The following is a 24,826-nucleotide window of genomic DNA, read 5'->3' as shown; positions in this document are numbered from 1 at the left end:
GCCGCGGCCCCGCGCCGCGCGCCAGAAGGGAATGTCACGACCGTGCGGACGCGGCAGATGCGGCTGGGCCTTTCGATCGCCAATCTCGGCTATCATTACGCGGCCTGGCGCCACCCCGGCGTTCCGGCCGACGGCAACATGCGCCTCGAGCACTTCCGGCGTTGCGCCGAGATCGCCGAGCGAGGCCGCTTCGATCTGATCTTCCTGGCGGACTCCTCCGCTGTGCGCGATCTGGACAACCCCGCCATCGCCCGCGACCTGGAGCACCAGCTCGTCAAGCACGAGCCGATGGCGCTGCTCGCCGCCATGGCGACCTGTACCCGGCATGTCGGCTTGGTCGCAACGGCCTCAACGACCTACAACCATCCCTACAATCTGGCCCGGATGTTCGCCACGCTCGATCTGCTGAGCAGCGGGCGCGCCGGGTGGAACATGGTGACGGGGTTCTCCCTCGACGAGGCAAGGAACTTCGGCCTGGACCGCGTCCTGCCCTCCGACCACCGGCATGAGCGCGCCGCCGAGTTCCTCGAGGTCTTTCAGGGTCTGCATGACAGCTTCGACGACGGTGCGATCCTCATCGACAAAGCGCGCGGCATTTTCTTCGACCGTGAGCGGATGCACCTGCTGCGGCACAAGGGCAAGCACTTCTCCGTCGCCGGTCCACTCGACGTGCCGACATCGCCGCAGCGCCAGATCCCGGTCTTCACCGCCGGCGACAGCGACAACGCGCAGGAGCTGGCCGCGCGCTGCGCCGATGTGGTCTATGGCGGCCAGCCGGACCTGGAATCCGCGCGTGGCTACTACGCCTCGCTGAAGCGTCGCCTTCCGAAGTACGGCCGCAGCGAGTCCGACCTGCTGGTGCTGCCCGGCATCATGCCCTTCGTCGGCCGCACCATGGCCGAGGCGCGCGACAAGTTCGACCGCATGCAGGAGCTGATCCTGCCGCGCCTCGGCCTCGGCCTGCTCGTGGTCAACGGATTCCCTGATTACACCGGTCACGACATCGATGGTCAGATCCCGGACATTCCGCTGCCGGACAACCGCAAGGGACATTTCTCCTCTCCCTTGCTGGAGAAGGTGAAGCAGGACGGGCTGACCATCCGCCAGCTCTACGAGAAGGTCTCGGCGGGGTTCTGGCACATGGGTGTGGTGGGCACTCCGGAAAGCATCGCCGACCTGATGGAAGAGTGGTTCACCACCGGCGCAGCCGACGGCTTCAACATTCAGTCGCCCTGCATTCCCGTGGATTCGGAGGACTTCGTCGCGCTGGTGATCCCGGAGTTGCAGCGCCGCGGCCTGTTCCGCACCGAATACGAGGCGAAGACGCTGCGCGGCAATCTCGGCCTGCGGCCCGCCGTCAGCCGCCATGCCCATGCCCTGGCCGCCGCGGGAGCTTGAGTCATGAGCAAGCGCATGATGCGACTGGGCCTCTCGGTCGCCAACCAAGGCTACCACTATGCCGCCTGGCGCCTGCCGGAGAGCCCGGCGGACAATGGCCTGTCGTTAGCGCATTATCGTGAATGCGCCGAGATTGCCGAACAGGGACGGATGGACTTCCTGTTCTTCGCTGATCAGGCGGCAATGCGGAACCAGGACGATCCGCGGATCCGCCGCGACATGGAGCAGGGGCACCTGAAGCTGGAGCCGACGCTGCTCTGCGCCGCACTGGCTGCCGTGACGCAGCATGTCGGCTTCGTCATCACCGCCTCGACCAGCTACATGGAGCCCTACGCGCTGGCGCGGCGATTGGCTTCGATCGACCATCTCAGCAAAGGCCGCGCCGCCTGGAACCTGGTGACCAGCACCAGCCCTGACGAGGCGCGCAACTTCGGCCAGCAGGACCCGCAATCCTCCAAGGCTCGGCATGAGCGCGCGGCCGAGTTCCTGTCGGTCATGCGCGGGCTTTGGGACAGCTGGGACGATGACGCGTTCCTGCGCGACAAGGCGAGTGGTCGGTACTTCGATCGCGCGAAGGTCCACTTCCTCGATCATGAGGGCGCCCACTTCAAGGTCCGCGGTCCGTTGGACACAGCCCGGCCGATCCAAGGCTCGCTGCCGGTCTGCACTGCCGGCACTTCCGCCAACTCGCGCGACTTCGCGGCGGCGCGGGCCGATCTGCTCTACAGCGCACAGCCGACGCTGCCGCTGGCGCAGGACTACTACGCCGCGGTCAAGCGGCGCCTCGCCGCCCATGGCCGCCCCGATCACGCCCTGAGGGTGATGACCGGCATCATGCCGGTTGTCGGCCACACTGAGGAGGAGGCGCGCCAGAAGTTCCAGCGCGCGCAGGATCTGCTCGATCCGCGCGTGGCGCATGGCATGCTGCTGATCAACCATTTCCCGGATCTCAGTCACCTGCCGCTGGATGCGCCGGTGCCGGAGATGACAATGGCCAGTCATCACAACACGCCCGGCCGCGATGCGAGCTTCACCCAGACCATGATGGAGCGCGCGCGGCGCGAGCGGATGACGGTGCGCGACCTTTTCGCCGCTATCTCGGCCGGCTTCTGGCACCTCGGCGTGATCGGTACGCCGGACACCGTCGCGGACACCATGGAGCAATGGTTCACCGAAGGCGCCGCCGATGGTTTCATCATCCAGCCACCCTGGCTGCCCACCTCCGCACGTGACTTCGTCGAACTCGTGATCCCGGAGTTGCGGCGCCGTGGCCTGTTCCGCACCGAATACGAGGGCGACACCCTGCGCGAGAACCTCGGCCTGCCGCCCGTGCCGAGCCGCCACACGCAGAGCGCCGCCTGACGCCTGACGACGACAGCCCCCCCTTAGGAGAGATCGTGCCGCCATGATGCCGCCGCGAATGCCGAACCTCATCCTCTCCCGCCGCGTGATCCTGGGCGGCGCCGCCGCGCTGACCGGCGCCGCCCTGCTGCCGGGCCGCCGCGCCTATGCGCAGTCCGGCGTGGTCCCGCGCAAGGGCGGCGTGCTGCGCTTCTGCCGCCCCGACCCGCCCGACATGCTCGACCCGATGGCGACCAACTCCTTCTCCGGCATGGAGTTCTCGCAGATGGTCTACGACAACCTCGTGATGCTTGATGCCGACGCGCAGCCACTACCCTGGCTGGCCACGGCCTGGGAAGGGCTGAAGGACGGACAGGAGTGGCTGCTGACCCTTCGCGAAGGCGTGCGCTTCCATGACGGGCAGACGCTGACCTCGGCCGACGTGGCCGCGACCATCGAGCGCTCGATTGACAAGTCCCGCGCCGGCGCCGGCTTCGGCGCCTTCGGCCCGGTGCAGTCGGTGGCGGCCGAGGGGCCGACGAAGCTCCGCGTCACCATGACCATGCCCTTCGGCGAGTTCCCCGTCGTTCTTGCCTATCGCGCCTGCCGCATCCTGCCCGCCCGCGGCATCGACAGCCTGCGCGAGACACCCAATGGCACCGGCCCCTTCCGCTTCAAGGAGTTCCAGCCGGGCAGCTCCATCACTGTCGAGAAGTTCGATGGCTACTGGAACCCGGATGTGCAGCATCTGGACGGCGTGCGCATGGTCTTCATCCGTGAGGCAGTAGCCATGCAGGCCGCCATGCGCGGCGGGCAGGTGGACCTCATCACCCAGATCCCGCTGGAAACATACCTCGTCATGCGCCGCCTGCCGGGCTTCAAGGCCCATTCGGCGCCGACCGGCGACTACCACACCATCCAGATCATGGGGAACAAGGAGCCCTTCACAAACCCGAAGGTGCGGCAGGCCTTCCAGTATATTCCCGATCGCAAGGCCATCGTTGCCGCCGCGCTCTTCGGCCAGGGCGTGCCGGGCAATGACGTGACCCTGCCTCCCGGCAACGTCTACCTGCCGCAGCTTCCCGTGATCGAGCAGGACCTGCCGCGCGCAAGGAAGCTGCTCGATGAGTCCGGCGTCAAGGAGTTGAGTATTGACGCCTATACGACCAGCGACCGCCAACCGGCACCCAAGATGGTCCTCGCCTTCTCCGAGGCCGCGTCCAAGATCGGCATCACCGTCCGGGTGCGCGACATCCCCTATACAGAGTACGCGGCGAACGTTGCGCGCAAGATGCCGATGTACTCCTCCTACTTCTCCGGCTCCGCCACGCTGTACGACGGGGTCTACAAGATCCATCACAGCAAGGCGATCTACAACTACGGCAACACGGAGGTGGCGCCAGGTCTGGACGCCAAGCTCGACGCAATGATCGCCGAGGTGGACCTGGCGAAGCGCAAGCAGGTCGCCGGCGAGGCATTGAAGTTGATCCAGGCGCACAGCGATCGCATGGTGCCTTACTTCCGCAACTACGTCGGCGTCACCTCGGAGAAGGTGCAAGGCTTCGAGCCCCCGAAGTACGGCACGATCGAGACCCGCGGCATCTGGCTGAGCGCCTGAGCCGATGCAGGCACTGGGCTTCATCCTCCGCCGGACGTTGCTGCTGGCGGTGGTGCTGCTGGTCGTGTCGCTGCTGACCTTCGGCATCGTCAACGTGCTGCCGGGCGACGTCGCGACCGCCGTACTCGGCGACATGGCGACACCGGAGCAGGCTGCGGCGCTGCGCGAGCGCCTTGGCCTCGACGAGCCGCTGGCCCAGCGATACCTCGCCTGGCTCACTGCCCTGCTGCAGGGTGACTTCGGCACTTCGCTGCAGCACGGCCAGCCCATCGCGCCCCTGCTGATGGGACGGCTCGGCAACTCCGCCATTCTGGGCCTGCTGACGCTGACCATCGCGGCGCCGCTGGCTGTCGCCCTCGGCATCGTCGCGGCACTCCGGCCGGGCGGGCTGCTCGATCGCCTCATCGGAGCCATCGCCGTCGGCGCCTATGCCCTGCCGGAGTATGTCATCGGCCTGCTCGCCATCCTCGCCTTCAGCATCTGGCTTCCGGTTCTTCCTGGCACCAGCCTGATGGATCCCAACGAGAACCCACTGGCGAGGCCGGAGGCGCTGGTGCTGCCCGTCTGCGTCCTGATCACCGGTATGCTGGCCTTCATCAGTCAGATCACCCGTGCCAGCATGATCCAGGTCATGGCCAGCCCCTATGTGCGCACCGCCATCCTGAAGGGGGTGCCCTTCCGGCGCGTGGTGCTGAAGCACGCCTTGCCCAACCTGCTGCCGCCTACCATCACGGAGATCGGCATGTATCTAGGCTACGTCATCGGCGGCCTCGTAGTCGTCGAGACGCTGTTCTCCTATGCGGGGCTCGGACAGCTGGTCACCAACGCCGTGAGCTACCGCGACGTGCCGGTCATCCAGGCCACGGTCCTGCTGGTGGCCGCCGCCTACGGCATCGGAAATCTCCTGGCCGATGTCGTGGCACTGCTGCTGACACCGAGGTTGCGGGCGTGAGCGGGGCTGCGCCGAGCGCCCGCCGCCTCGTCCCTGGCATCCGGCCGGGCGATCTGCCTGGCGCCTTCATCGTGCTGGGCATGGCTGTTCTGGTGGTCCTCGGGCCCTCGCTCTCGCCGCTCTCGGCGACCGAGTTCGACCCGCTGCACGCGCTGGAGCCGCCCAGCCTGGCCTTTCCCTTCGGCACCGATGAGTTCGGCCGTGACGTCTTCTCCCGCGTGCTGACCGGCGCCCGCCCCACCCTGCTGCTTGCCATGGCTGCCGCAGCGCTCGGCGTCATGCTCGGCACCGTCACCGGCCTGGCTGCCGGCTACCTTCGCGGCGCAGCCGACGAGACCATCATGCGCATCATGGACGCGCTGATGTCCTTCCCCGGCCTGATTCTCGCCATGCTGGTGGTGGTCATGCTGGGCCCCGCGCCGATCAATGTCATCGCTGCCATCGCCCTTGTCTTTTGGCCACGATCGGCCCGGCTGGTTCGCAGCATCACTGTGGACCTCGCCACCCGCGAGTTCATCGAGGCCGCACGCTCGCGCGGCGAGAGCCGGCGCTTCATCCTCTTCCGCGAGCTGCTGCCCAACGTCCTGCCCATCATCGTCGTCGACTTCTCGCTGCGGGTGACATCCGGCATTCTGCTGGCTGCCTCGCTGGCCTATCTCGGCATCGGCGTGACGCCGCCGACCCCGGCCTGGGGGCTGATGGTGAAGGACGGACAGCAGTTCATCGAGATCGCGCCCTGGCTGGTCATCTATCCCTGCCTGGCCATCGCGCTCGCCTCAATCGGTACCGTGCTCCTCGGCGAGCGGCTGCGCCACAGGCTTGCCCTGCCGGGCGGAGGAAGGATGCGGTGAACGCCATAGGCCAGCTCGCTCCGCCCGTCCTGGATGTGCGCAACCTCTCCATCACTTATGGCCCGCTGCGCGCCGTGCGCGGCGTCTCCTTCAGTATTGCCCCGGGCGAGGCGCTGGGGCTGATCGGGGAGAGCGGCTCCGGCAAGAGCAGCGTTGCCTATGCGGTGATGCGCCACATCAAGGGCCAGGCCACCGGCACTGTGCGGGTGGATGGCCAGGACATCATGACCCTTTCCGAGCCGGCCCTGGCGCGTATGCGCGGCCGCACCGCCGCCATGGTCTACCAGGACCCGATGAGCGCGCTCAATCCGGCCATCAAGGTCGGCGAGCAGATCGCCGAGGCGATCCGCCTGCACAGGGCCGCGGACAGGTCCACCGCCTGGACGCGTGCCGTCGCGCTGCTGGAGCGAGTGCATCTGCCGCACCCCTCCGAGATCGCGCACCGCTACCCACACCAGCTCTCCGGCGGACAGCAGCAGCGCGTCGTCATCGCCATGGCGCTCGCCTGCCAGCCGCGCCTCCTGATCATGGATGAGCCGACCACCGGCCTCGATGTCACGACCGAGGCGGTGATCCTGGAGCTTGTGAACGAGTTGCGCCGCGAGACCGGCGTGGCGGTGCTGTTCATCAGCCACAACATGGGCGTCGTCGCGCAGGTCTGCGACCGGGTCGGCGTGCTCTATGCCGGACAGCTCATCGAGGAGGGCACGACGCAGCAGGTGCTGCGCACGCCGCGCCACCCGTATACGGTCGCGCTGATGCGGGCCATGCCCGCGATCGGGGGGCCACGCCGGCGGCTTGCCGCCATTCCCGGCCGGCTGCCGGACCTGCGCACACCGCCTGTCGGCTGCGTCTTCTCCCCCCGCTGCGCCATCGCCGAAGCCACCTGCCACGATGTCATGCCGGAGCTGGATGCCGCCGGGCACGCCGGAAGCACGCATCACAGCCGCTGCCACTTCCAGAACGAGATCCATCAGCGCCTGCCGCCGGAACCGCTGATGGAGGAGGAGGCCGTAACCACGGCGGTGAAAGGCCGGCCCCGCTTGCAGATGGTGGATCTCTGCCGCAGCTTCCGCGGCCGCTCAGCGCTCCCGTTCCTGCGCGGTCCGGCGCCGGTGCGCGCGGTGGATCACGTGACGCTCGACATCCCTGCCGGGCGGACCCTCGCGGTGGTCGGCGAGAGCGGCTCGGGCAAGTCCACCCTGGCACGTTGTGTCGCCGGGCTGATCGTGCCGGAGGCAGGCGATATCCGCCTTGAGGAGGCGGTGCTGGAGCGGCTGGTGCAGCGCCGGCCGCGACCGGCGCAGCAGGCGGTGCAGTTCGTCTTCCAGAACCCGGATGCGGCGTTGAACCCGCACCGCACGGTGGCCGAGATCGTCGGCAGGCCGATGCAGCTCTATGGCGGCCTCGCCGGCAGGGCGCTGCGCCGACGCGTCATCGAGCAGCTCGAATCGGTGAAGCTCGGCGAGCGCTACCTCGATCTCTATCCACGTGAGATGTCGGGCGGCGAGAAGCAGCGCGTCTCCATCGCCCGCGCCTTCGCAGGCCATCCGCGCCTGGTGATCTGTGACGAGCCTACATCCGCGCTCGACATCTCCGTGCAGGCCGCCATCCTCAACGAACTCCTGGCGTTGCAGCGGCGGCATGGCACCTCCTACCTCTTCATCTCGCATGACCTTGGCGTGGTGCGGCATGTCGCGCACCACGTCGCCATCATGCGGCAAGGGCGGATTGTCGAGAGCGGCTCCCCCGCCGCCGTCTTCGGTGCCCCGCGCGAGGCCTATACCCGCGCGCTGATCGCCGCCATTCCCACGCTGGAACCCCGGCCGCAGCCGGTTTCGCTGCCGACCTGACAGGCAGAAAGGATAGATCTCGTATGCAGAAACGAAAGATGCGGCTCGGCATGTCCATGCGCGGCCTCGGCTATCACCCCGCCGCATGGCGCCACCCGGACGTGCCGGCCGATGGCACACTGCGCATTGAGCACTATGTCCGCACGGCCCAGGCGGCGGAGCGCGGCCTGTTCGACATGGTCTTCTTCGCCGATGGCATCGCCATCCGCGAGAAGGACTTGCCGCCCGGCTCGCTCGCCCGCTCCGGCTTCGAGCTTGCGGAGATGGAGCCGATGTCGCTGCTTCCCGCGCTTGCGATGGTGACGAAGCATGTAGGTCTCGTCTCCACCGCCTCGACCACGTACAATGAGCCGTTCCACATCGCGCGCAAGTTCGGCACGCTGGACCTGATCAGCAAGGGTCGCGCGGGCTGGAACATCGTCACCTCCTGGTCCGATGCGGAGGGTCGCAACTTCAACCGAGACCGGCATCTCGACTATGACACGCGGTACGAGCGCGCCGCCGAGTTCGTCGAGGTCGTCAAGGGTCTCTGGGACTGCTGGGAGCCCGGGGCGCTGATCTATGATCGCGAATCCGGCCTCTTCTACGACGAGGACCGGATGCACGAGCTCAACCATGTCGGCAAGCACTTCAAGGTCAAGGGACCGTTGAACCTTGCGGACATGCCGCAGGGCCGCCCGGTGCTGTTCCAGGCCGGCGCCGCTGGGCAAGGCCGCGACATTGCCGCCGCCCATGCCGAGGTGATCTATGCCGCACAGGACACCATCGACGATGCCAAGGCCTATTATGACGACGTGAAGGGCCGGCTGGCGCGGCATGGCCGCGACTGGGACGAGCTGAAGATCATGCCGGCGCTGCGCCCGATCGTGGGTCGCACGCGCGAGGAGGCACAGGCCAAGTTCGACCGGCTGCAAGAGTTGCTCGATCCCCTGGTCGGGCTGGCGCGGGTCTACAACGAGTTCGGCGACCTGACCGGACACGATCTGGATGGGCCGGTCCCGGAGCCGCGGGGCGAGCCGCAGGTGCGCAGCGCCGCCGAGCGCATCCTGGCCCGCGCCCGCCGCCACAACCTCACGATCCGCCAGCTCTGCCGGCAGATGGCGGGCGAGGGGAATTCCTGCGTCATCGGCACCGCCAGCGACGTGGCCGACGTGATGGAGGACTGGTTCACCCGCGGTGCCTGCGACGGCTTCAACATCACGCCCAATCAGCTTCCCGGCGGCTGCGAGGACTTCGTCGAGCTCGTCACGCCCGAGTTGCAGCGGCGCGGGCTGTTCCGCACAGCCTATGAGGGCCGTACGCTACGGGAGAATCTCGGACTGAAATGGCCGGTGAATCGCCACGTGGCCGCGCGGCAGGCCGCGGCCTCGGCCGCCAGGTAACCAGGGGCGAGACTGGTGGCGAGGAAAGCCATGGCGCCTCATGCGGGCTCTCCCTCCGGGGGCGAGCGCGGCGCGGGAGATCAGCCAGCCGCCATCCACCACCAGCACCTGGCCGGTGACGAAGGAGGCATCGTCGGACGTCGGAAAGGCGACCACCGAGGCGATCTCCTCCGGCTTGCCACTGCGGCGCAACGGCGTCGGCGTGAGCATGTTGGCCAGGTAGCGGGGATCCCTCAGATGATCCGCCGTCATTGACGTCTCGATCATGCCCGGCGCGACGGCGTTCACCTGAATGCCGTCCGGCCCCAGGTCGCAGGCCAATTGCCGGGTGAGCTGCGCGACGCCCGCCTTGGCCACCGCATAGGCCGCCGAGCCGGGGTAGCCTGCCAGGCCGAAGATGGAGGAGACATTGATGATCCGCCCGCCCGGGCGGGCAAGGTGCGGCAGGCAATCCTGTGTCATGCGCAGCACCGCCTTGAGATTGGTGTCGATGGAGCGGTCGATGCGGTCGTCATCGGATTCCGCGAGCGGCCGGCTGCCGCCGATGCCGGCATTGTTCACCAGCGCATCCCGGCGTACGAAGGCCTCCGGCGCGGCGGCGGCGAGCTTCGCCCCCGCCCCTTTTTCGTTGACGTCGAGCAGCAGCGCCGTGCCGCCGATCTCGCGCGCGACGGCTTCCACCTCCGCCGAGCGGTCCGTCACCAGGACCCTGGCGCCCTCGGCCACCAGCCGGCGCGCCGTCGCGGCCCCGATGCCCCCGCCGCGCCCGTTACAATGGCCGCGCGGCCGGAGAAGCGCGATGCCTGCGCCATTCTCAGCCCACCTGGCGATTGCGGAACTCCTGTTCCACCTGCTGCAGTGTCAGGAACTCGGCCCCCATGCCCGCTAGGCCGTCGATCAGCTTCTCCATCATCATCATGCGGTGGCCGCGGCCGCTGACATACGGGTGGAAGGTATAGACCATGACGCCCCACTCGCTGGTGCGGCACATGTACTCGAAATCAGCCAGCCAGTTCTCCAGCACCGCGCTCGCATTGGCGAGGCCGGGCATGACGCCCGCCTTGGTGCGGAAGAACTCGAAATGCGGGTGATCATCGAGCGACCAGCTGATGGGCACCTCCACGAGGTCCGTCGTCTCGCCGAAGATCAGTGGCTCGTCGACGGCCACCCGGTCGCCGCGCCGGGCGAAGTAGGGCTCGCAGTCATGCCCCATCATGCTGCTGTCGTAGCGCAGGCCGTGCCGAAGAAGCAGGTCGATGGTGCGTTCGCTGAGGTCCCAGGCGGGGGAGCGGTAGCCGGCCGGCTTGCTGCCGGTCAGGCGCCGGATGGACTCGATGGCGCGGGCGAATTCCTCCGCTTCCACCTCGGCGGGAAGCTCGGCGGGCGGCACGTGGCTCCAGCCATGGTGGCCGATCTCGTGCCCCTCCTGCACCACCCTCGCGCAGGCCTCGGGGTAGGTCTCGATCACCACGCCGGGGATGTACCAGCTTCCCTTGATGCCGCGGCTGCGGAGCAGGTCGAGGATGCGGCGCGCACCGACGACGCCGAACTCGCCGCGCGAGATGGGCGTCGGCGTCGTCATGCCGCGCGCGGCGAAGCCGGACCAGGTGTCGAAATCATAGGACAGGCAGGCGATATGACGAGGCATGGGAAAGTCCTTGTTCTGGTCTGCCGGATGGCCTGGCACTCAGGCCCGGCGGATGTTCCACAGCACGGGAAAGCCGAAGTCGATGACGCCCTGAAGCTCGCTGCGCCAGACGGCGGGACTGGAGAACTGCCCGGTCAGCGGCATGTTGACATTGATCAGCGCGCGGCGGTTCATCTCGGCCGCCAGGGCGCGCCGCCGCTCCATGTTGTCCTCCGGCTCGGCCTCGAACTCGCGCAGCAACGGTGTCAGCGCCGCGTCGTCATACAGCCAGGGCGCGGCGCGGGTGCCATTGTAGCTGATGCCCACATTCACCAGCGGGTCCGCCATGTCGAAGCCGGTATAGACCACCGGCACGGCGCTCCAGCCGCCACGCTCCACCGGTTCGCTGCTCAGCCAGCGCTGCGCGGCGGTCGCCCAGTCCATCACCTGGTGATCGACATTCAGTCCGAGCCTGCGCATCTGGTCCGACACCACCATGGCCATGGGATGGATCAGCGAGGATGTCTGAGCATCCAGGAGCACCACCCGTTCGTTGTCGTAGCCGGACTCGCGCAACACGGCGCGGGCCCGCTCCATGTCGGGCCGAAGCGCCTCGCCGCCCGCCTCGGAGGAGAGCGGCGTGCCGCAGAGCGTCATGGACTGGCAGCGCGGCAGGAACATCCCCTCCGGCAGGCCGTGCGCGGCGACGATCCCGCCCTGGTCCAGCGCCAGTTGCAGCGCCTGCCGTACCTTGAGGTCGTTGAAGGGCGGCTGCGCGTGATTGAGCACGAGCCCGCCCATGATCTGCGCGATGCCGCCCGGCTTTGCCAGCGTCGTGCCTCTGTCGCGTTGCAGGATGGGCAGATAGTCGAAGGGAGCGTATTCGAGGTAGTCCACCTCGTTCGCTTGCAGTGCCGCCACGCGCATGGAAGGGTCGTCCATGCTGAGCAGCTCGGCGCGTTCGATGAAGACGCGCTTGCCACCCGCCAGACCGTCCGCCGGCTCCTCGCGCGGGCGGTAGCGCGGGTTGCGGCGGAAGCTGGCCTTCTCACCCGGCACCCATTCGTTCCTGAGGAAGACGAAGGGGCCGGACCCCATGATCTCCTTCACCGGCACGGTCGGTAGAGTGTTGGCGGCAATACGCGCGGGCATCATGAAGGGCACGTGCACGCTGGGCTTGCCGAGGGCGCTGATGACACCGCCGAAAGGTCGCGCCAGCTCCAGCACGAAGCTGTCCGTGGCTGTTGCGCGGAGGGATCGGGCCGCGCCCATCAGCCGGCGCCCGGTAGAGTCCCGCGCCCCCCAACGTTTGAGGGAGGCAACGCAATCCTCCGCCGTCACCGGCTGGCCGTCATGCCATTCCAGGCCCGGGCGCAGGGTGAAGTTGTAGGTCAGCCGGTCATCGCTGGCCTTCCAGCCCTGCAGCATCTGCGGCCGCATGATGCCCTGGCTGTCCATGGCCACCAGCGTGTCGAACACCATGTAGGCGAAGTTGCGCGTGACGAAGGAGGTGCCGGCGATGGGGTCCAGAACCTGCAGCCCGGCATTCACCACCAGCCGCAGCGGCCGCTCCGCCGCCTGTGCCCGCGCCATGCCGCTTCCCGCTGTCGTCACGGCCGTTGCCAGCATGGCCCGGCGCGTCCAAGTGTCGTGTCTCATCGCCTGCATCCTCACCCATGGAAAGGCCGTGCTGCGCCTGGCGAGACCTGTTTCCCGGTTCTTGTTCTGGGATGGGGATCGTCCACGTCCCGCGCCTGCGGAGCAAGCGGGAGAGCTTCCCGGCGACGTTGGTCGGACGTCGCGTCGCGACCTTCTGCGGCCCGGCCATTCGGAAATGGCCATGGATGGCATCCTCGCCTGAAGCAGGGGCACCCATGCCGATATGGGTCACGGCGCTTCGGAGATATCGCAGCAATGTTCCTGATCGCGAACCAGGGCGGTGTCCGCGGGTCATCCGGCCGAAGGTTTTCTTCACCACCCACCGCGGAGCCAGCCGGGAGGGGGTGGCAGGAGCTCGAAGCCCTGTTGACCCGGCAGCGGCACCCGTAACCCTGTCGCGGTCAAAGGCGCCATCGGCGATGGCGGCGCTTCAGCCGGGGCCGGCGCCTGGCCACTCCGGCGACACGCTTGTCGCGCCACCACGCAGCGCTCACATCCGGCGGCGTTCGATTGCAATGGCAGATCTTTGCCGCCTTCCGCGCTCGCGGGCGGCCAAGCGGCGCGACATCCTCTCGGCATGGCCCGGATGTCACGGCGCCCGGCAACTGCGCCGGATCACCAGTTGCGTCGGCAGCAGTAGCGACCGGCCGACCTCCACCTCGGCCGAGCCCATCCGTTCCAGCAGCATGGTGGCCGCATGCCGCCCCATGGCCGCCAGGTCCCACGAGATCGCGGTAACCGGCGGCTCGTGCAATTCCGCCAGCTCCGAATCCGACCCCGCCACCAGCGAGATATCCCGCCCCACCTGGCTGCCTAGCTGGCGCAGGGCGCGCAGGCATCCGCCCAGCATGTCCATCGCCGCGACGAAGATGGCGGTCGGCGGCTCTGGCAGGTTCATCAGCGCCATGGTCTCGCGGAAGGCATCCTCGGCCGTGAGGACACGGTCGCGCAGCAGGCGCGGCTGCGGCGCGACCCCGGCGGCGGCCAGGGCCTGGCGGAAGCCTTCCACCCGGCTGCGCGAGGGGAAGGCCCGGGTATCGCCCACCAGCATGGCGATGCGCCGATGCCCCAGCTCCAGCAAATGCGCCATCGCCGCCACGGCGCCGCTGCGATGGTCCGCCGCCACACGGTCGATGCCGGGTAGCCGGTCGCGATCGATCGCCAGCACTGGCATGGGCGCCCGCGCCAGCGCCGCCAGCACCTCGGCGTTGCGCTCGTCGCTGACGGTCATCATCACGCCTTCCACCTTGCGGCTCTCGAAGGCGCGCAGCAGGGCGACCTCCACGGCGGGGCTGTTGGTGGTGCTGGACAGCAGCAGCGTGTAGCCGGCGACGCGCAGCACCTGCTCCGCCTCGCGGATGAATGTACCGAAGCGGGGGATGTCGAAGTCACGGATGGCGCAGGCCACCAGCCGGCTACGGTTGCCACGCATGCTCTGCGCCACCGGATCCAGCTGGTAGCCCAGGCGGGCGACGGCCTCGTGCACCTTGCAGCGGATCGGCTCGGCGACCGTGGGGTTGTCGTTCAGCACGCGGGAGACGGTGCCGACCGCCACCCCGGCCATGCGGGCGACATCCTTCAGCTTCACCCGTGGCGTCGGCACCGGCGCCCCCTGCTTGACCGCCCTATAATGAACCGGTTCATATCATGTCACTCTCACGGACGGAAACACCGCCATGCGCCCCCCGAGCGGCCTTCGCGGCCTCGTGCCCCTGGTGTTGCTGGGCGCCGTGGCCTTCGTCAATGCGCTGGCCTCGGTCATCACCTTTCCACTAGCCCCCTTCCTGGCCGAGGATCTGGCAATCCCGGCGGCACGGGCCGCGCTGGCGAGCCTGGTCTTCGCGCTGGCGGCCGGCCTTGGCGGGCTGCTGGCGGCGCTGCTGCTGGGTGGCTGCGAGCGGCGGCGGGTGGCGGCCTGGGCGCTGGCCGGGCTGGGGCTGGGCTCGGCGGCGGCGGCGCTCGCGCCCAGCTTCCCGGCCCTCCTGGCGGCGCGACTGTTTTCCGGGCTTTGCGCGGGGCCGTTGCTGGCGGCGGTCCTCGCCCTGATTCCGGAGATGGTGGCTCCGGCACGGCGCAATCAGGCGGTCAGCCTGGTGGTGTCCGCCTATGGGCTGGCGCTGGTGCTCGGCCTGCCGATGGTCCTGGCGCTGGTCGCCGACGGGGGCTGGCGCCCCTCCTTCCTGGCGCTGGCCGCGCTCTGCCTGCTGTCGCTGGCGGGGATGGCGGCGCTGCCGGGGCCGAAGGCCGGGGCATCGGCGCCGCGCCCCTCGCCCGGCGGGATGATGGCGCTGCTGCGGCAGCCCGTCGGGCTGACCGGCCTCGCCCTGATCGCCAGTGCCTCCTTCGGCACGCTGCTGATCTCGCCGCACCTCGGCACCTATGCGCTGCGCAACCTGGGCGTGGAGGAGACGCGGCTCTGGCTGATCTACCTGCTGGGCGGCGGGCTGGCGCTGGGCACCACCCAGGCCACCGGCTGGGCCATGGACCGGCTGGGGGCGCTCCCGGCGGCGCTGACGGTGGGAGGGGGACTGACCCTGTTGCTGGGCTGGACCTTCCTGCTGTCGCCCGGGGCGGCGCTGGCGGTTCCGCTGCTGGGGCTGGTCCTGGCGGGGCAGCTGGCGCGCAGCACCGTGGCCCAGGCCAGCGCGGCCCAGCTCAGCCGGCCCGAGGACCGGCTGACCTACCAGTGTCTGGCGGCGGCGGTGACCAGCCTGGCCCAGGCGGCAGGGGCCGGGGTCTCGGCCCTGCTCCTGGTTGAGGATGCACAGGGACGGCTTCTCGGCATGGGGCTTCTGGCGGGGCTGAGCATGCTGGCGGCCTGGGCGGCGCCGCTCCTGCTGCTGCTGCTGGACCGGCAGCGGCGCGCGGCTGCAAAAAAATTAGCCATTTCATGAACCGGTTCATTGAAAGCTCGCGCCCGGCTCGATAGGCTCGCCGCATCTCTCCAGGAGACCAGCCATGCGGTTCCGCCTCCCGACCCTCCTTCTGCTGCTCGGCCTGCTGCACGCTTCCCCCACCCAGGCTCAGACCCTGCCGCGACTGGACTTCGCCGGCTCCGTCACCTGGACCGGCCAGGTCCCCATCCTGGTCGCCATCGAGAAGGGCTTCTTCCGCGAGCAGGGGCTGGAGGTGCGGCTGCAGGTGATCGTCAACTCCGCCGATCGCATCCGCGCCATCGCCGCCGGCAGCGCCGCCTTCAGCAATCTGGGCCGCACCGCCGTGCTGGCGGAGATGGCCCGCGGCAACGAGAGCTTCTCCTTCTTCGGCAATGTCGATGACGCACCCGGGCAGGAAGGCTGCTGGGCGCGGCCCGGCATCGCCAGCATTACTGATCTGCGCGGCAAGCCCGTCGCCGCCAATGCCTCGGCCGAGGTGACGCTGATGGGTCTGCTGGCGGAATCCGGCATGGCGCTGAAGGATCTGCAATACCGCAGCCTGCAGGGCACCGAGATGGCGCCGGCCCTGGCGCATGGCGACATCCAGGCCGCCTGTGTCTGGCAGCCGCTGCTGGACCGGTTGAAGCAGGCGGCTCCGGACGGAAAGCTGCTCGGCACCGACCGTGACACGGCGATCTTCCGCCGCTTCGGCACCATGGCCTCGCCCGATGTGCTGATCATCTCGCGCGAACTGGTGCGGACGCAGCCGGCCCAGGCGCGGGGACTGGCGCTGGCCATCCTGAAAGGCGCGGACTTCACCATCGCGAAGCCGGAAGAGGCCGCCGTCGCCGTCGCGCACCACTTCCGCCAGACGCCGGAGCAGCTGACCGCGGCGCTGCGCGACTTCCGCTTCTACGGCAGCGAGGGCCGCAAGGCCCACATGCAACTCCATACCGAGCAGATGCAGTATCTGGCCGATCTGCTGCACGAGGCCGGGCGCCTGCCGACGCGGCCCGAGACCGCGCGCTGGGCCGATGACAGCTTCATCGATGCGGGGCAGTGAGCCGATGGCCGCGCCGCTGAGCCTGCGGGCTCCCGCTGCCACGCCGCGCCTGCCCAGGCTGGCCGGCACCATCCGCCAGCCGCTGCTGGGTGCCGTCGCCGTCGCGCTCTTCCTGCTGAGCTGGTGGGGCGCCACCGCCTCCGGGCTGGTCGCCCGTCTCTTCCTGCCCTCGCCGGTGGAGGTGGCGCAGGCCACCTGGCGGCTGCTGGGCTCCGGCCAGCTGGTGGCGGCCATCCTGGCCTCCTCGGCCCGCGTCTTCGCCGGCTTTGCCATCGCCGCCCTGATCGCGGTGCCGCTGGGCATCGCCATGGCGGTCTGCGGCCCGGTGCGCGCGGTTCTGACGCCCTTCATCTCCCTGCTCCGGCCGCTGCCCTCGATCACCTGGATCCCGTTGACCATCCTCTGGCTGGGCATCGGCGAGACGCAGAAGGTCGCCATCGTCATCCTGGGCTGCTGGATCTACATCCTACTGGCGACGCATGAGGCGACGCGCCGCGTCGATCCGCTGCTGGTGCGCGCCGCGCGCAACCTGGGTGCCGGCGACCTGACGGTGATGCGGGAGGTGATCCTGCCGGCGGCCCTGCCCGGCATCCTGGCCGGGCTGAAGGTGACGCTGGCCATCGCCTGGTCCTGCGTGCTCTCGGCCGAGATGGTCGCCGCCCATAACGGGCTCGGCGCCATGATCTGGGAAGGCAAGGACTGGGGCGACATGACCCAGGTCCTCGTGGGGATGGTGGCGATCTCGCTGACCGTGCTGCTGGCCGATCTGGTGGCGACGCGGCTGGAACGCGCGCTGCTGCCCTGGGAACGCCACCGGCGGCATTGAGGAACGACAGGATGCAACCGATTCTCGTCGCGGAGAACGTCTCCAAATCCTATGCCATCGGCGGCAACGAGCTGGTCGCGGTGCGCAACCTCTCGATGGAGGTGGCGGAAGGCGAGCTGCTCTGCCTGCTCGGCGCCTCAGGCTGCGGCAAGTCGACCATGCTGGGCATCTTCGCCGGCTTCACCCCGCCCAGCAGCGGCCGCGTTCTGCTGCGCGGCGCGCCGATCACCGGCATCGAGCCGCGCTGCGGCATGGTCTTCCAGTCCTATGCGCTGTTCCCCTGGAAGACGGTGCGGCAGAACGTCGAATTCCCGCTACGTATGCGCGGCGTGCCGCGCGCCGAGCGCCGCGCGCTGGCCGAGCGCTTCATCGGCATGGTGCAGCTGGCCGGCTTCGCCGAGCACTACCCGGCGGAACTTTCCGGCGGCATGCAGCAGCGCGTCACCATCGCGCGCTGCCTGGCGGCCGACCCGGAAGTGCTGCTGATGGACGAGCCCTTCGCCGCGCTGGATGCCATGACGCGGCAGGTGATGCAGGAGGAGCTGCTGCGGATCCAGGCGGAAAGCGGCAAGACCATCGTCTTCATCACGCACAATATCGACGAGGCCCTGATCCTGGGCAGCCGCATCGTGGTGATGTCGGCACGTCCGGGTCGCATCAAGGCCATCCTGGACAATCCGCTGCCGCGCCCACGCGGCGTCGCCGTGCAGACCTCGCCCGAATACGCCGCGCTGAAGGGCGCGGTGTGGAACCATGTGGAGGAGGAGGTGACCCGTCACATCGCTGCCTCCCGCCTCGCCTAAGGATCGCGTCATGCCGAAACGTCACATGCGCCTCGTTGCCTTCCTGAAGGCGGGGCCGACCTGCCATCATCATGGCGGCTGGCGCCATCCGGAGGCCGAGCTGGGCTTCCTCGACCCCGGCTGGTACGAGCGCACCGCGGCCACGCTGGAACAGGGCTGCTTCGACGCGCTGTTCTTCGCCGATGTGCTGGGGCTCTACGACTACTACAATGGCAGCTACGCCACGCAGCTCGGCAAAGGCGGCGCGCTGAGCCTGCTGGACCCGCTGCCGATCCTGGCGATGATGGCGCGCGCCACGCGGCATATCGGCCTGGGCGCCACGCTCTCCACCACCTTCCACCACCCCTATCAGATCGCCCGCACCCTGGGCACGCTGGACATTCTCTCCGGTGGGCGCATGGCGTGGAACATCGTCACCTCGGCCAGCCATCTGGAGGCGAGGAATTTCGGCATGGAGGCCATCCCCGGCCGGGAGGAGCGCTATGCCCGCGCCCATGAGGCCGTGGAAGCCTGTCTCAAGCTGTGGAGCAGCTGGGAGGCGGACGCGCTGATCCTGGACCGGGAATCCGGCCGCTTCGCCGATCCCGCCCGGGTGCATTACGCGCATTACGAGGGCCGGCATATCCGCAGCCGCGGGCCGCTGACCGTGCCGCGCACGCCGCAGGGCCATCCCGTGCTGATGCAGGCCGGCTCCTCCGGACCCGGCCTGGATTTCGCCGCGCGCTGGGCGGAGCTGGTCTTCACCCTGCAGCACAGCGCGGAGGACATGCGCCGCTTCCGCGCCGCCACGCGCGAACGCGTGGCCCGGCACGGCCGCGACCCGGACAATTGCGCCGTGCTGCCCTCGGTCGATCCGATCATCGGCGAGACGGAATCCATCGCCCGCGAGAAGGCCGACTACGTCAACAGCCTGGTCGATGCGGAGCTGGGCATGGCGCTGACCTCCTCGCATATCGGTACCGATCTCTCGCGCTTCCCGCCCGACCGGCCGGTGGAGGATCTGGACCTGCCGGAAGGCTCGCGCGGGTCCTTCGACGTGATCCTCCAGGGCACCCGCGCCGAAGGGCTGAGCCTGGGCGAGGCGGCGCGCCGCTACGCCACCAGCGAGCTGGCGCCGCAGCTGGTCGGCACGCCGGAGAGCGTGGCCGACCAGATGGAGGCGATCTTCACCGGCGGCGCCTGCGATGGCTTCGTCCTGACCCCCACCGTTTCGCCCGGCACCTGGGAGCAGTTCACCCGCGCGGTCGTGCCGATCCTGCAGCGCCGTGGCCTGCTGCGCCGCCACTACGCCGCCACGACCCTGCGCGGCCATCTGCGCGAGGCGGCATGAGCGCGCCCGTGATCGGCTTCGTCGGCTTCGGCGAGGCCGCCCGCTGCTTCGCCCGCCATCTCGGCGCGCAGGGCCTGCGGGTCCAGGCCTTCTGCGCGGGCAGCACCAATCGTCCGCCCTACCCCGATGATTTCCGCAACGAGGCCGCCGCCCTCGGCGTCACGCTGCGGGACAGTCTGGAAGAGCTGCTGGCGGCAGTCGATGTCGTCATCTCCGCCGTGGTGGTGGCCGCTGCGCCGGCGGTTGGCCAGGCCATCGCCACGGCGCTGCGGCCCGGCATGCTGGTGGTCGATATCAACGCCGCCACGCCACGCGCCAAGCAGGACGTCGCCGTCACCGTCAACCTCCGCGGCGGCGCCTATGTCGATGCCAATCTCATGGGGGCCGTCGGGCTCTATGGTGCCGGCGTGCCGCTCTACTGCTCGGGCGACGGGGCGGCGCGGTTCGCCGCGCTCTTCTCGCCGCTGGGGCTGACCATCGAGGTCGCCGGCGACAGTCCGGGCACGGCCGCCGCCGTGAAGATGCTGCGCAGCGTGGTGACCAAGGGTATCGAGGCCTTGGTGGTCGAGGCCATGACCGCGGCCAGCCTGGCCGGTGTACGGCAGGAGGCACTGGCTGGCATCTGTGGCCCCATGGATGCCACGCGCTTCTCGGACTTTGTGGAAATGTGCCTGCGCACCGATGTGCTGCATGCCGGCCGCCGCGCGGTGGAGATGGACGGTGTCGCCGACTGCCTGCGCGAGCTCGGCCTCGAGCCCTTGATGACCGAGGCGACCGCCGCCCGCCTGCGCGCCTCCGCCGCGCTGGACCTGCGGGCGGCATTCCTCGCCCGACCCGGCTATGATGCCGATGCCGTGCTGGATGCCTATGCCGCGAGGCTGGCGGCGACGCCCGGCTGATGGCGCCGCGCCGGGCCCCGGCCCATCACCGCGGGTCGCCGCCCCTCGACGACGGGCCGACCGGCGGCTCCACCGCGCGATGGCTTCCTGCTCCCCTTCAGTTCAGGAGGACGACCGCCTAAACCGGAGGCGCACCTGCCGCGCGGGGCGGAGCCACTCAAGGGGACGGGATCGCCGGTTTGAAGCCCACGGAACTGGCATGGAGGGAGTTGCTCGCGGCGCCGGAGCGCCGCGGCCTGCCGGCCGAGGCGGAAATCCGCCGCCAGCTCGTTCATGCCATCGAGGATGGGCGGCTGCAGCCGCATTCCCGCCTGCCCTCCAGCCGCCGGCTGGCGGCGCTGCTGGGTGTCGCTCGCGTGACGGTTCTGGAGGTTTACCAGCGGCTGGTGGAGGAGGGCTATCTGACGGCGCGGGAACGCAGCGGCGTGTTCGTCGCACCGCTGAACCGGCCGGAGGCCGGGCCGGAGGGCCTCGCGGCGGCGACCGATCCCGCAAGGCCGTTCTGGTCCGGCCGCTTCGCGGTCCGGCCGGCGGAATTCCTGAATATCGCCAAGCCGCGCGACTGGCAGCGCTACCCCTATCCCTTCCTATTCGGCCAGCTCGACCCCGCGCTGTTCCCGACCGGACCCTGGCGTGAAGCCGTGAAGGCCACCTCCAGCGTCGCCGCCATCCAGTCCTGGAGCGCCGACATGATCGACGAGGACGATCCGGCTCTGGTCGAGCAGCTCTGTCGCCAGGTGTTGCCGCGCCGCGCGGTCTGGGCGCGGCCGGCGGAGGTCATGATCACGCTGGGGGCGCAGCAGGCGTTGTACCTCGTGACGCGCCTGCTGCTGGGGCCGGGCATCGTCGCGGGAGTGGAGGATCCTGGCTATCCGGACCTGCGGCACATGGCGCGGATGCAGGCCGGCGCGCTGCGGCTGCTCAGCGTCGATGCCGAGGGCGCCGTGCCGGACGCCGCCATGGCCGCCTGCCAGGTGGCCTTGCTGACGCCTGGACACCAATGCCCGACCTCCACTGTCATGCCCTCGACACGGCGGCGGGATATCCTGCGCCTGGCCCGGCAGCGCGACATGCTGCTGGTGGAGGATGACTACGACGCCGATCTCTTCGCCGAGGGCGAGGCGGTGCCACCCCTCAAGAGCCTCGATACCGAGGGGCGGGTGATCTATGTCGGCAGCCTGTCGAAGGTGCTGGCGCCGGGGCTGCGCCTCGGTTTCGTCGTGGCGCCACCGCCGGTCATCGAGCAGTTGCGGGCGCTGCGCCGCCTGATCCACCGTCATCCGCCCAGCAACAACCAGCGCGCCATGGCAGGCTTCATCGCGCTCGGCCATTACCGTGGGCATCTGCGCCGCCTGGGAGAGGCGCTGGCCGAGCGTGCCGCGCTGATGGACAGCTTGCTGCCGCGACACCTGCCCGGCTGCCGGTGGCGGTGCGGCGCCGGGGCCAGCAGCGCCTGGGTGGAAGGGCCACCCGGGCTGGACAGCCGCGCCCTGGCCGGCGCGCTGGCGGCGCGGGGCGTGCTGATCGAACCAGGCGACGTCTTCTTCGACGATCCAGCCATGGGCCGTTCCTGCTTCCGCCTGGGCTGGACCGCCATCCGCACCGACAAGATTCATGGCGGACTGGCCATTCTGGCGGATGCCATCACACTGCATTCAAGTTCATCATGATGATGAAATTCTAGCCGCTTCTCTAGCGTGCGAATCTGGTAGGCTATTTTATAGGCATTTGGTTCTTCCACCGGGTCGTGCGCCATCCGTAATCTGCGTCGGCCCCTCAGGCTGACCGGACCTGCTGCCCCATGACCGACCTCACCGACGCGCGCCACGCCCTGCTGGAACAGCTGTTCGCCGCCTTCAACCGCCACGACGCCGAGGCCGTGATGGCCTGCTTCACGCCGGATGTGATCTTCCACGCCGCAGCTGGCCCCGAGGCGCAGGGCCGACGGATCGAGGGCCAGGCCGCCGTCCGCGCCGCCTTCGAGGGTGTCTGGACCGCCATGCCCGATGTCCAATGGACCGTCCGTCGCCACGCGGTCTTCGGCGATCGCGCCGTCAGCGAATGGCTCTTCACCGGTACCAGTGCCGAAGGCGCCCGGGTGGAGGCCGAGGGCCTCGACCTGTTCACCTTCGCCGGTGAGGCCATCGCGGCCAAGAGCGCCTTCCGCAAGGACCGTCCGCCGCTGCTCCGCGCCGCCTGAGGCCCGCGCCATGGATTCGCTGCCACCTCCCGCCGCCTTCCTGCCCACCGCGCCCTATGACCCGCATCATGACCCGCTGCGCGACCCGCATCCGGGCCAGGGCCGCGCCTATGCACCAAGCTACTGGGTGGCCACAGCCGGGCCACCGCCGGCCGATGACGGGCCGCTGGCCGGCGAGACGGACACGGATGTGGCGGTGATCGGGTCGGGCTTCACCGGCCTCGCCTGCGCCCTGTTCCTGGCGCGCGATCACGGCATCACGGCCACGGTGCTGGAAGCGAACACGGTCGCCTGGGGGTGCAGCACGCGCAATGGCGGCCAGGGCCAGAACGCCTCCGGCCGGCTGAGCCGGGCACAGTGGATCGCCCGCTGGGGCCAGGAGACGGCGCTGGCCCTGCATGCCGAGATCCTGGAAGGCTTCGAGCTGTTCACGGACCTGACGCGGGAACTGGACTGCGAGCCGCAGCCCGGCGGGCATCTCTACATCGCGCACCGGCGGCGCAACCTGGAGAAGCTGCGGGCGGATTCCGACCTCGCCAACCGCATCTTCGGCTACGGCACCCGCATCCTGCCGCGCGAGGAGGTGTGGCGCGACTTCGTGCACGACGTCGAGGCGGTGGGCGCGCTGCACGAGCCGCTGGGCATGGGTGTGCAGCCGGCGAAGCTGGCCTTCGGCTATCTGCGCGCCGCCCGCGGGGCGGGCGCCCGCATCCATCCCGGCAGCCCGGTGCTGGAGATCCGCGAAGAGGCGGAGTGCTTCCTGCTGCGCACACCGGGTGGATTGCTGCGGGCCCGGGCCGTCGCCATCGCCACCGGCGGATACACCGGCCAGAAGCTGCATCCGCGCCTGCGCAGCCGCATCATGCCGATCCTGTCGAACAACATGGTGACCCGCCCGCTGACCGACAGCGAGATCGCCGCGACCGGCTTTCGCACGCGCCAGGTCATCACCGACACGCGCACGCTGCGCTACTACTACCGCCTGCTGCCGGACAACCGCCTGCAGATCGGCAGCCGCGCCGCCATCACCGGCGCCGACGCCGCCAACCCCGCGCATCGCGCCGTGCTGGATGACGGGCTGGCGCGGAAGTTTCCCACCCTGGCGGGCATCGCGGCGGATCATTCCTGGTGGGGCTGGGTGGATGTCAGCCACGACATGATGCCGCGCATCGTCCAGCCCGAGGCCGGGCGCAACCTGTTCTACGCCATGGGCTATGGCGGCAATGGCGTCAGCTACTCGGCCCAGGCCGGGCGGCGGCTGGCCGGGCTGGCGGCCGGCAGGCCCCTTCCCCAGCGCCTGCCCATCTTTCAGGGCGAGTTGCCACGCCACCCCTTCGCGCCGTTCCGCCGGCTGGGCCAGCGCGCGCTGTACCGCCTGTACCACCGCCGTGACGAAGCGCCCGATGCATGATCATGGCACTGCTGGGCCTGCTGATGGTGTTCCTGGCGGGGCTGATCCGCGGCTTCACCGGCTTCGGCTTCTCGATCGCCGCCGTGCCGCTGCTCAGCCTGCTCTACCCGCCGGCCGAGGTGGTGCCGGTGGTGATGCTGCTGCAACTGGCCATCAGCCTGGACGGGTTGCGCGGCGCCTGGGCGCTGGCCGACCGCGCCTCGCTGGGCCTGCTGTCGCTGGGCGCGCTGCTGGCGACGCCGCTCGGCCTTTGGGGGCTCGCGCAGCTGCCGCCGGCGCCGGTGCGGCTGGTGATCGCCGGGGTGGTGGCGCTGGCGGTAGTGATCCTGGCGGGTGGGCGGCGGATGACGCGGCCGCCCTCCGGCGGGGCGACACTGGCCTTCGGGCTGGTATCGGGACTGTTCAACGGGCTGGCCGGCATCCCCGGGCCGCCGGTCATCGCCTACTACCTGGCCTCGCCGCTGGCCACCGCCGCCGCCCGCGCCTCCATGATCGTGCTGTTCCTGCTGACCTCTCTGGGCGCGCTGCTGCCGCTGGCCGCCATGGGCATGGTGGGGCAGGCCAGCCTGCTCTCCGCGCTGCTCGGCTTGCCCGCCGTCTGGGCCGGCTCCTGGCTCGGCACCCGCATGTTCCTGCGCAGCCCCGATGCCCGCTACCGCCGCGTCGCCCTGGCGATCCTGGGCGGCACCGCCCTGCTAGCCGTGGCGCGCGTCGCCTTCGACAGCCTGACCTGACCC

Annotated in this window: 21 protein-coding genes; 17 read left to right on the top strand and 4 right to left on the bottom strand. The window is 69.6% G+C overall.

What is annotated here, in order from left to right:
* The first annotated feature begins 42 nt into the window (after nt 1-42).
* Genes D9598_RS06170 through D9598_RS06140 form a run of 7 tightly spaced genes read left to right on the top strand, consistent with a single transcriptional unit; the run spans nt 43 to nt 9,395 of the window.
* Nucleotides 43-1,398 carry an LLM class flavin-dependent oxidoreductase gene (locus tag D9598_RS06170; RefSeq protein WP_370591945.1) on the top strand — a complete coding sequence of 452 codons (1,356 nt, stop codon included), beginning with the start codon at nt 43-45 and terminating at the stop codon, nt 1,396-1,398.
* A gap of 3 nt (nt 1,399-1,401) precedes the next feature.
* Complete coding sequence (locus D9598_RS06165) at nt 1,402-2,760, top strand: LLM class flavin-dependent oxidoreductase (protein ID WP_198365498.1); 1,359 nt, start codon at nt 1,402-1,404, stop codon at nt 2,758-2,760.
* Nucleotides 2,761-2,818: 58 nt separating this feature from the next.
* Nucleotides 2,819-4,357: an ABC transporter substrate-binding protein gene (locus tag D9598_RS06160; protein ID WP_198365497.1), complete on the top strand. Its 1,539-nt coding sequence runs from the start codon at nt 2,819-2,821 to the stop codon at nt 4,355-4,357.
* A gap of 4 nt (nt 4,358-4,361) precedes the next feature.
* Nucleotides 4,362-5,309: an ABC transporter permease gene (locus tag D9598_RS06155; protein WP_198365496.1), complete on the top strand. Its 948-nt coding sequence runs from the start codon at nt 4,362-4,364 to the stop codon at nt 5,307-5,309.
* Entirely contained in the window at nt 5,306-6,160 is an 855-nt protein-coding gene (locus D9598_RS20985) for an ABC transporter permease (protein ID WP_198365495.1), read from the top strand. Before D9598_RS06155 ends, D9598_RS20985 begins: the two co-directional genes overlap by 4 nt.
* The gene (locus D9598_RS06145) at nt 6,157-8,013 is read left to right on the top strand and encodes an ABC transporter ATP-binding protein (RefSeq protein WP_198365494.1); all 1,857 of its coding nucleotides are present in this window, start codon (nt 6,157-6,159) and stop codon (nt 8,011-8,013) included. The genes D9598_RS20985 and D9598_RS06145 overlap by 4 nt, the downstream gene beginning before the upstream one ends.
* A 23-nt stretch (nt 8,014-8,036) precedes the next feature.
* Nucleotides 8,037-9,395: an LLM class flavin-dependent oxidoreductase gene (locus tag D9598_RS06140; protein ID WP_198365493.1), complete on the top strand. Its 1,359-nt coding sequence runs from the start codon at nt 8,037-8,039 to the stop codon at nt 9,393-9,395.
* Here the strand turns inward: D9598_RS06140 and D9598_RS06135 are convergent.
* The 4 genes from D9598_RS06135 to D9598_RS06120 all read right to left on the bottom strand — a co-directional run bounded on the left by D9598_RS06135 (nt 9,315) and on the right by D9598_RS06120 (nt 14,284).
* Nucleotides 9,315-10,121 (bottom strand): SDR family NAD(P)-dependent oxidoreductase, encoded by an 807-nt coding sequence (locus D9598_RS06135; protein ID WP_370591944.1) that lies wholly within the window; start codon nt 10,119-10,121, stop codon nt 9,315-9,317. The two genes, D9598_RS06140 and D9598_RS06135, sit on opposite strands and share 81 nt — an antisense overlap.
* Nucleotides 10,122-10,209: 88 nt before the next feature.
* Complete coding sequence (locus D9598_RS06130) at nt 10,210-11,043, bottom strand: polysaccharide deacetylase (protein WP_198365492.1); 834 nt, start codon at nt 11,041-11,043, stop codon at nt 10,210-10,212.
* Between the two features lie 39 nt (nt 11,044-11,082).
* Nucleotides 11,083-12,681, bottom strand: coding sequence for an ABC transporter substrate-binding protein (locus tag D9598_RS06125; protein WP_198365491.1), 1,599 nt, complete (start codon nt 12,679-12,681; stop codon nt 11,083-11,085).
* Between the two features lie 589 nt (nt 12,682-13,270).
* The gene (locus tag D9598_RS06120; protein ID WP_198365490.1) at nt 13,271-14,284 is read right to left on the bottom strand and encodes a substrate-binding domain-containing protein; all 1,014 of its coding nucleotides are present in this window, start codon (nt 14,282-14,284) and stop codon (nt 13,271-13,273) included.
* A 73-nt stretch (nt 14,285-14,357) separates the two neighbouring features.
* On the opposite strand from D9598_RS06120, the gene D9598_RS06115 reads away from it, so the two are divergent.
* The 10 genes from D9598_RS06115 (at nt 14,358) to D9598_RS06070 (ending at nt 24,823) form a co-directional block, all read left to right on the top strand.
* The gene (locus tag D9598_RS06115) at nt 14,358-15,575 is read left to right on the top strand and encodes an MFS transporter (protein WP_198365489.1); all 1,218 of its coding nucleotides are present in this window, start codon (nt 14,358-14,360) and stop codon (nt 15,573-15,575) included.
* Between the two features lie 64 nt (nt 15,576-15,639).
* Nucleotides 15,640-16,620, top strand: a complete 981-nt coding sequence (locus D9598_RS06110; protein ID WP_198365488.1) for an ABC transporter substrate-binding protein — start codon at nt 15,640-15,642, stop codon at nt 16,618-16,620.
* Between the two features lie 4 nt (nt 16,621-16,624).
* Nucleotides 16,625-17,446, top strand: a complete 822-nt coding sequence (locus D9598_RS06105; protein ID WP_232476933.1) for an ABC transporter permease — start codon at nt 16,625-16,627, stop codon at nt 17,444-17,446.
* Nucleotides 17,447-17,457: 11 nt separating this feature from the next.
* The gene (locus tag D9598_RS06100) at nt 17,458-18,249 is read left to right on the top strand and encodes an ABC transporter ATP-binding protein (protein WP_198365486.1); all 792 of its coding nucleotides are present in this window, start codon (nt 17,458-17,460) and stop codon (nt 18,247-18,249) included.
* A 10-nt stretch (nt 18,250-18,259) separates the two neighbouring features.
* A complete protein-coding gene (locus tag D9598_RS06095; protein WP_198365485.1) occupies nt 18,260-19,579 on the top strand; it encodes an LLM class flavin-dependent oxidoreductase in 1,320 nt (439 codons plus the stop codon).
* Nucleotides 19,576-20,478: an NAD(P)-dependent oxidoreductase gene (locus D9598_RS06090; protein WP_198365484.1), complete on the top strand. Its 903-nt coding sequence runs from the start codon at nt 19,576-19,578 to the stop codon at nt 20,476-20,478. Before D9598_RS06095 ends, D9598_RS06090 begins: the two co-directional genes overlap by 4 nt.
* 179 nt (nt 20,479-20,657) lie before the next feature.
* On the top strand, nt 20,658-22,148 hold the full coding sequence (locus D9598_RS06085; protein ID WP_198365483.1) for a PLP-dependent aminotransferase family protein: 1,491 nt from the start codon (nt 20,658-20,660) through the stop codon (nt 22,146-22,148).
* A gap of 131 nt (nt 22,149-22,279) precedes the next feature.
* Entirely contained in the window at nt 22,280-22,678 is a 399-nt protein-coding gene (locus D9598_RS06080; protein ID WP_198365482.1) for a nuclear transport factor 2 family protein, read from the top strand.
* Nucleotides 22,679-22,688: 10 nt separating this feature from the next.
* Nucleotides 22,689-24,089: an FAD-binding oxidoreductase gene (locus tag D9598_RS06075; RefSeq protein WP_198365481.1), complete on the top strand. Its 1,401-nt coding sequence runs from the start codon at nt 22,689-22,691 to the stop codon at nt 24,087-24,089.
* Nucleotides 24,086-24,823 carry a sulfite exporter TauE/SafE family protein gene (locus D9598_RS06070; protein WP_198365480.1) on the top strand — a complete coding sequence of 246 codons (738 nt, stop codon included), beginning with the start codon at nt 24,086-24,088 and terminating at the stop codon, nt 24,821-24,823. Before D9598_RS06075 ends, D9598_RS06070 begins: the two co-directional genes overlap by 4 nt.
* Nucleotides 24,824-24,826 lie beyond the last annotated feature (3 nt).

Origin of the sequence: Roseomonas sp. KE0001, from assembly GCF_016107285.1 — a bacterium.
Classification (GTDB): Bacteria; Pseudomonadota; Alphaproteobacteria; order Acetobacterales; family Acetobacteraceae; genus Pseudoroseomonas.
This window is presented reverse-complemented; position numbering and strand designations above follow the sequence as displayed.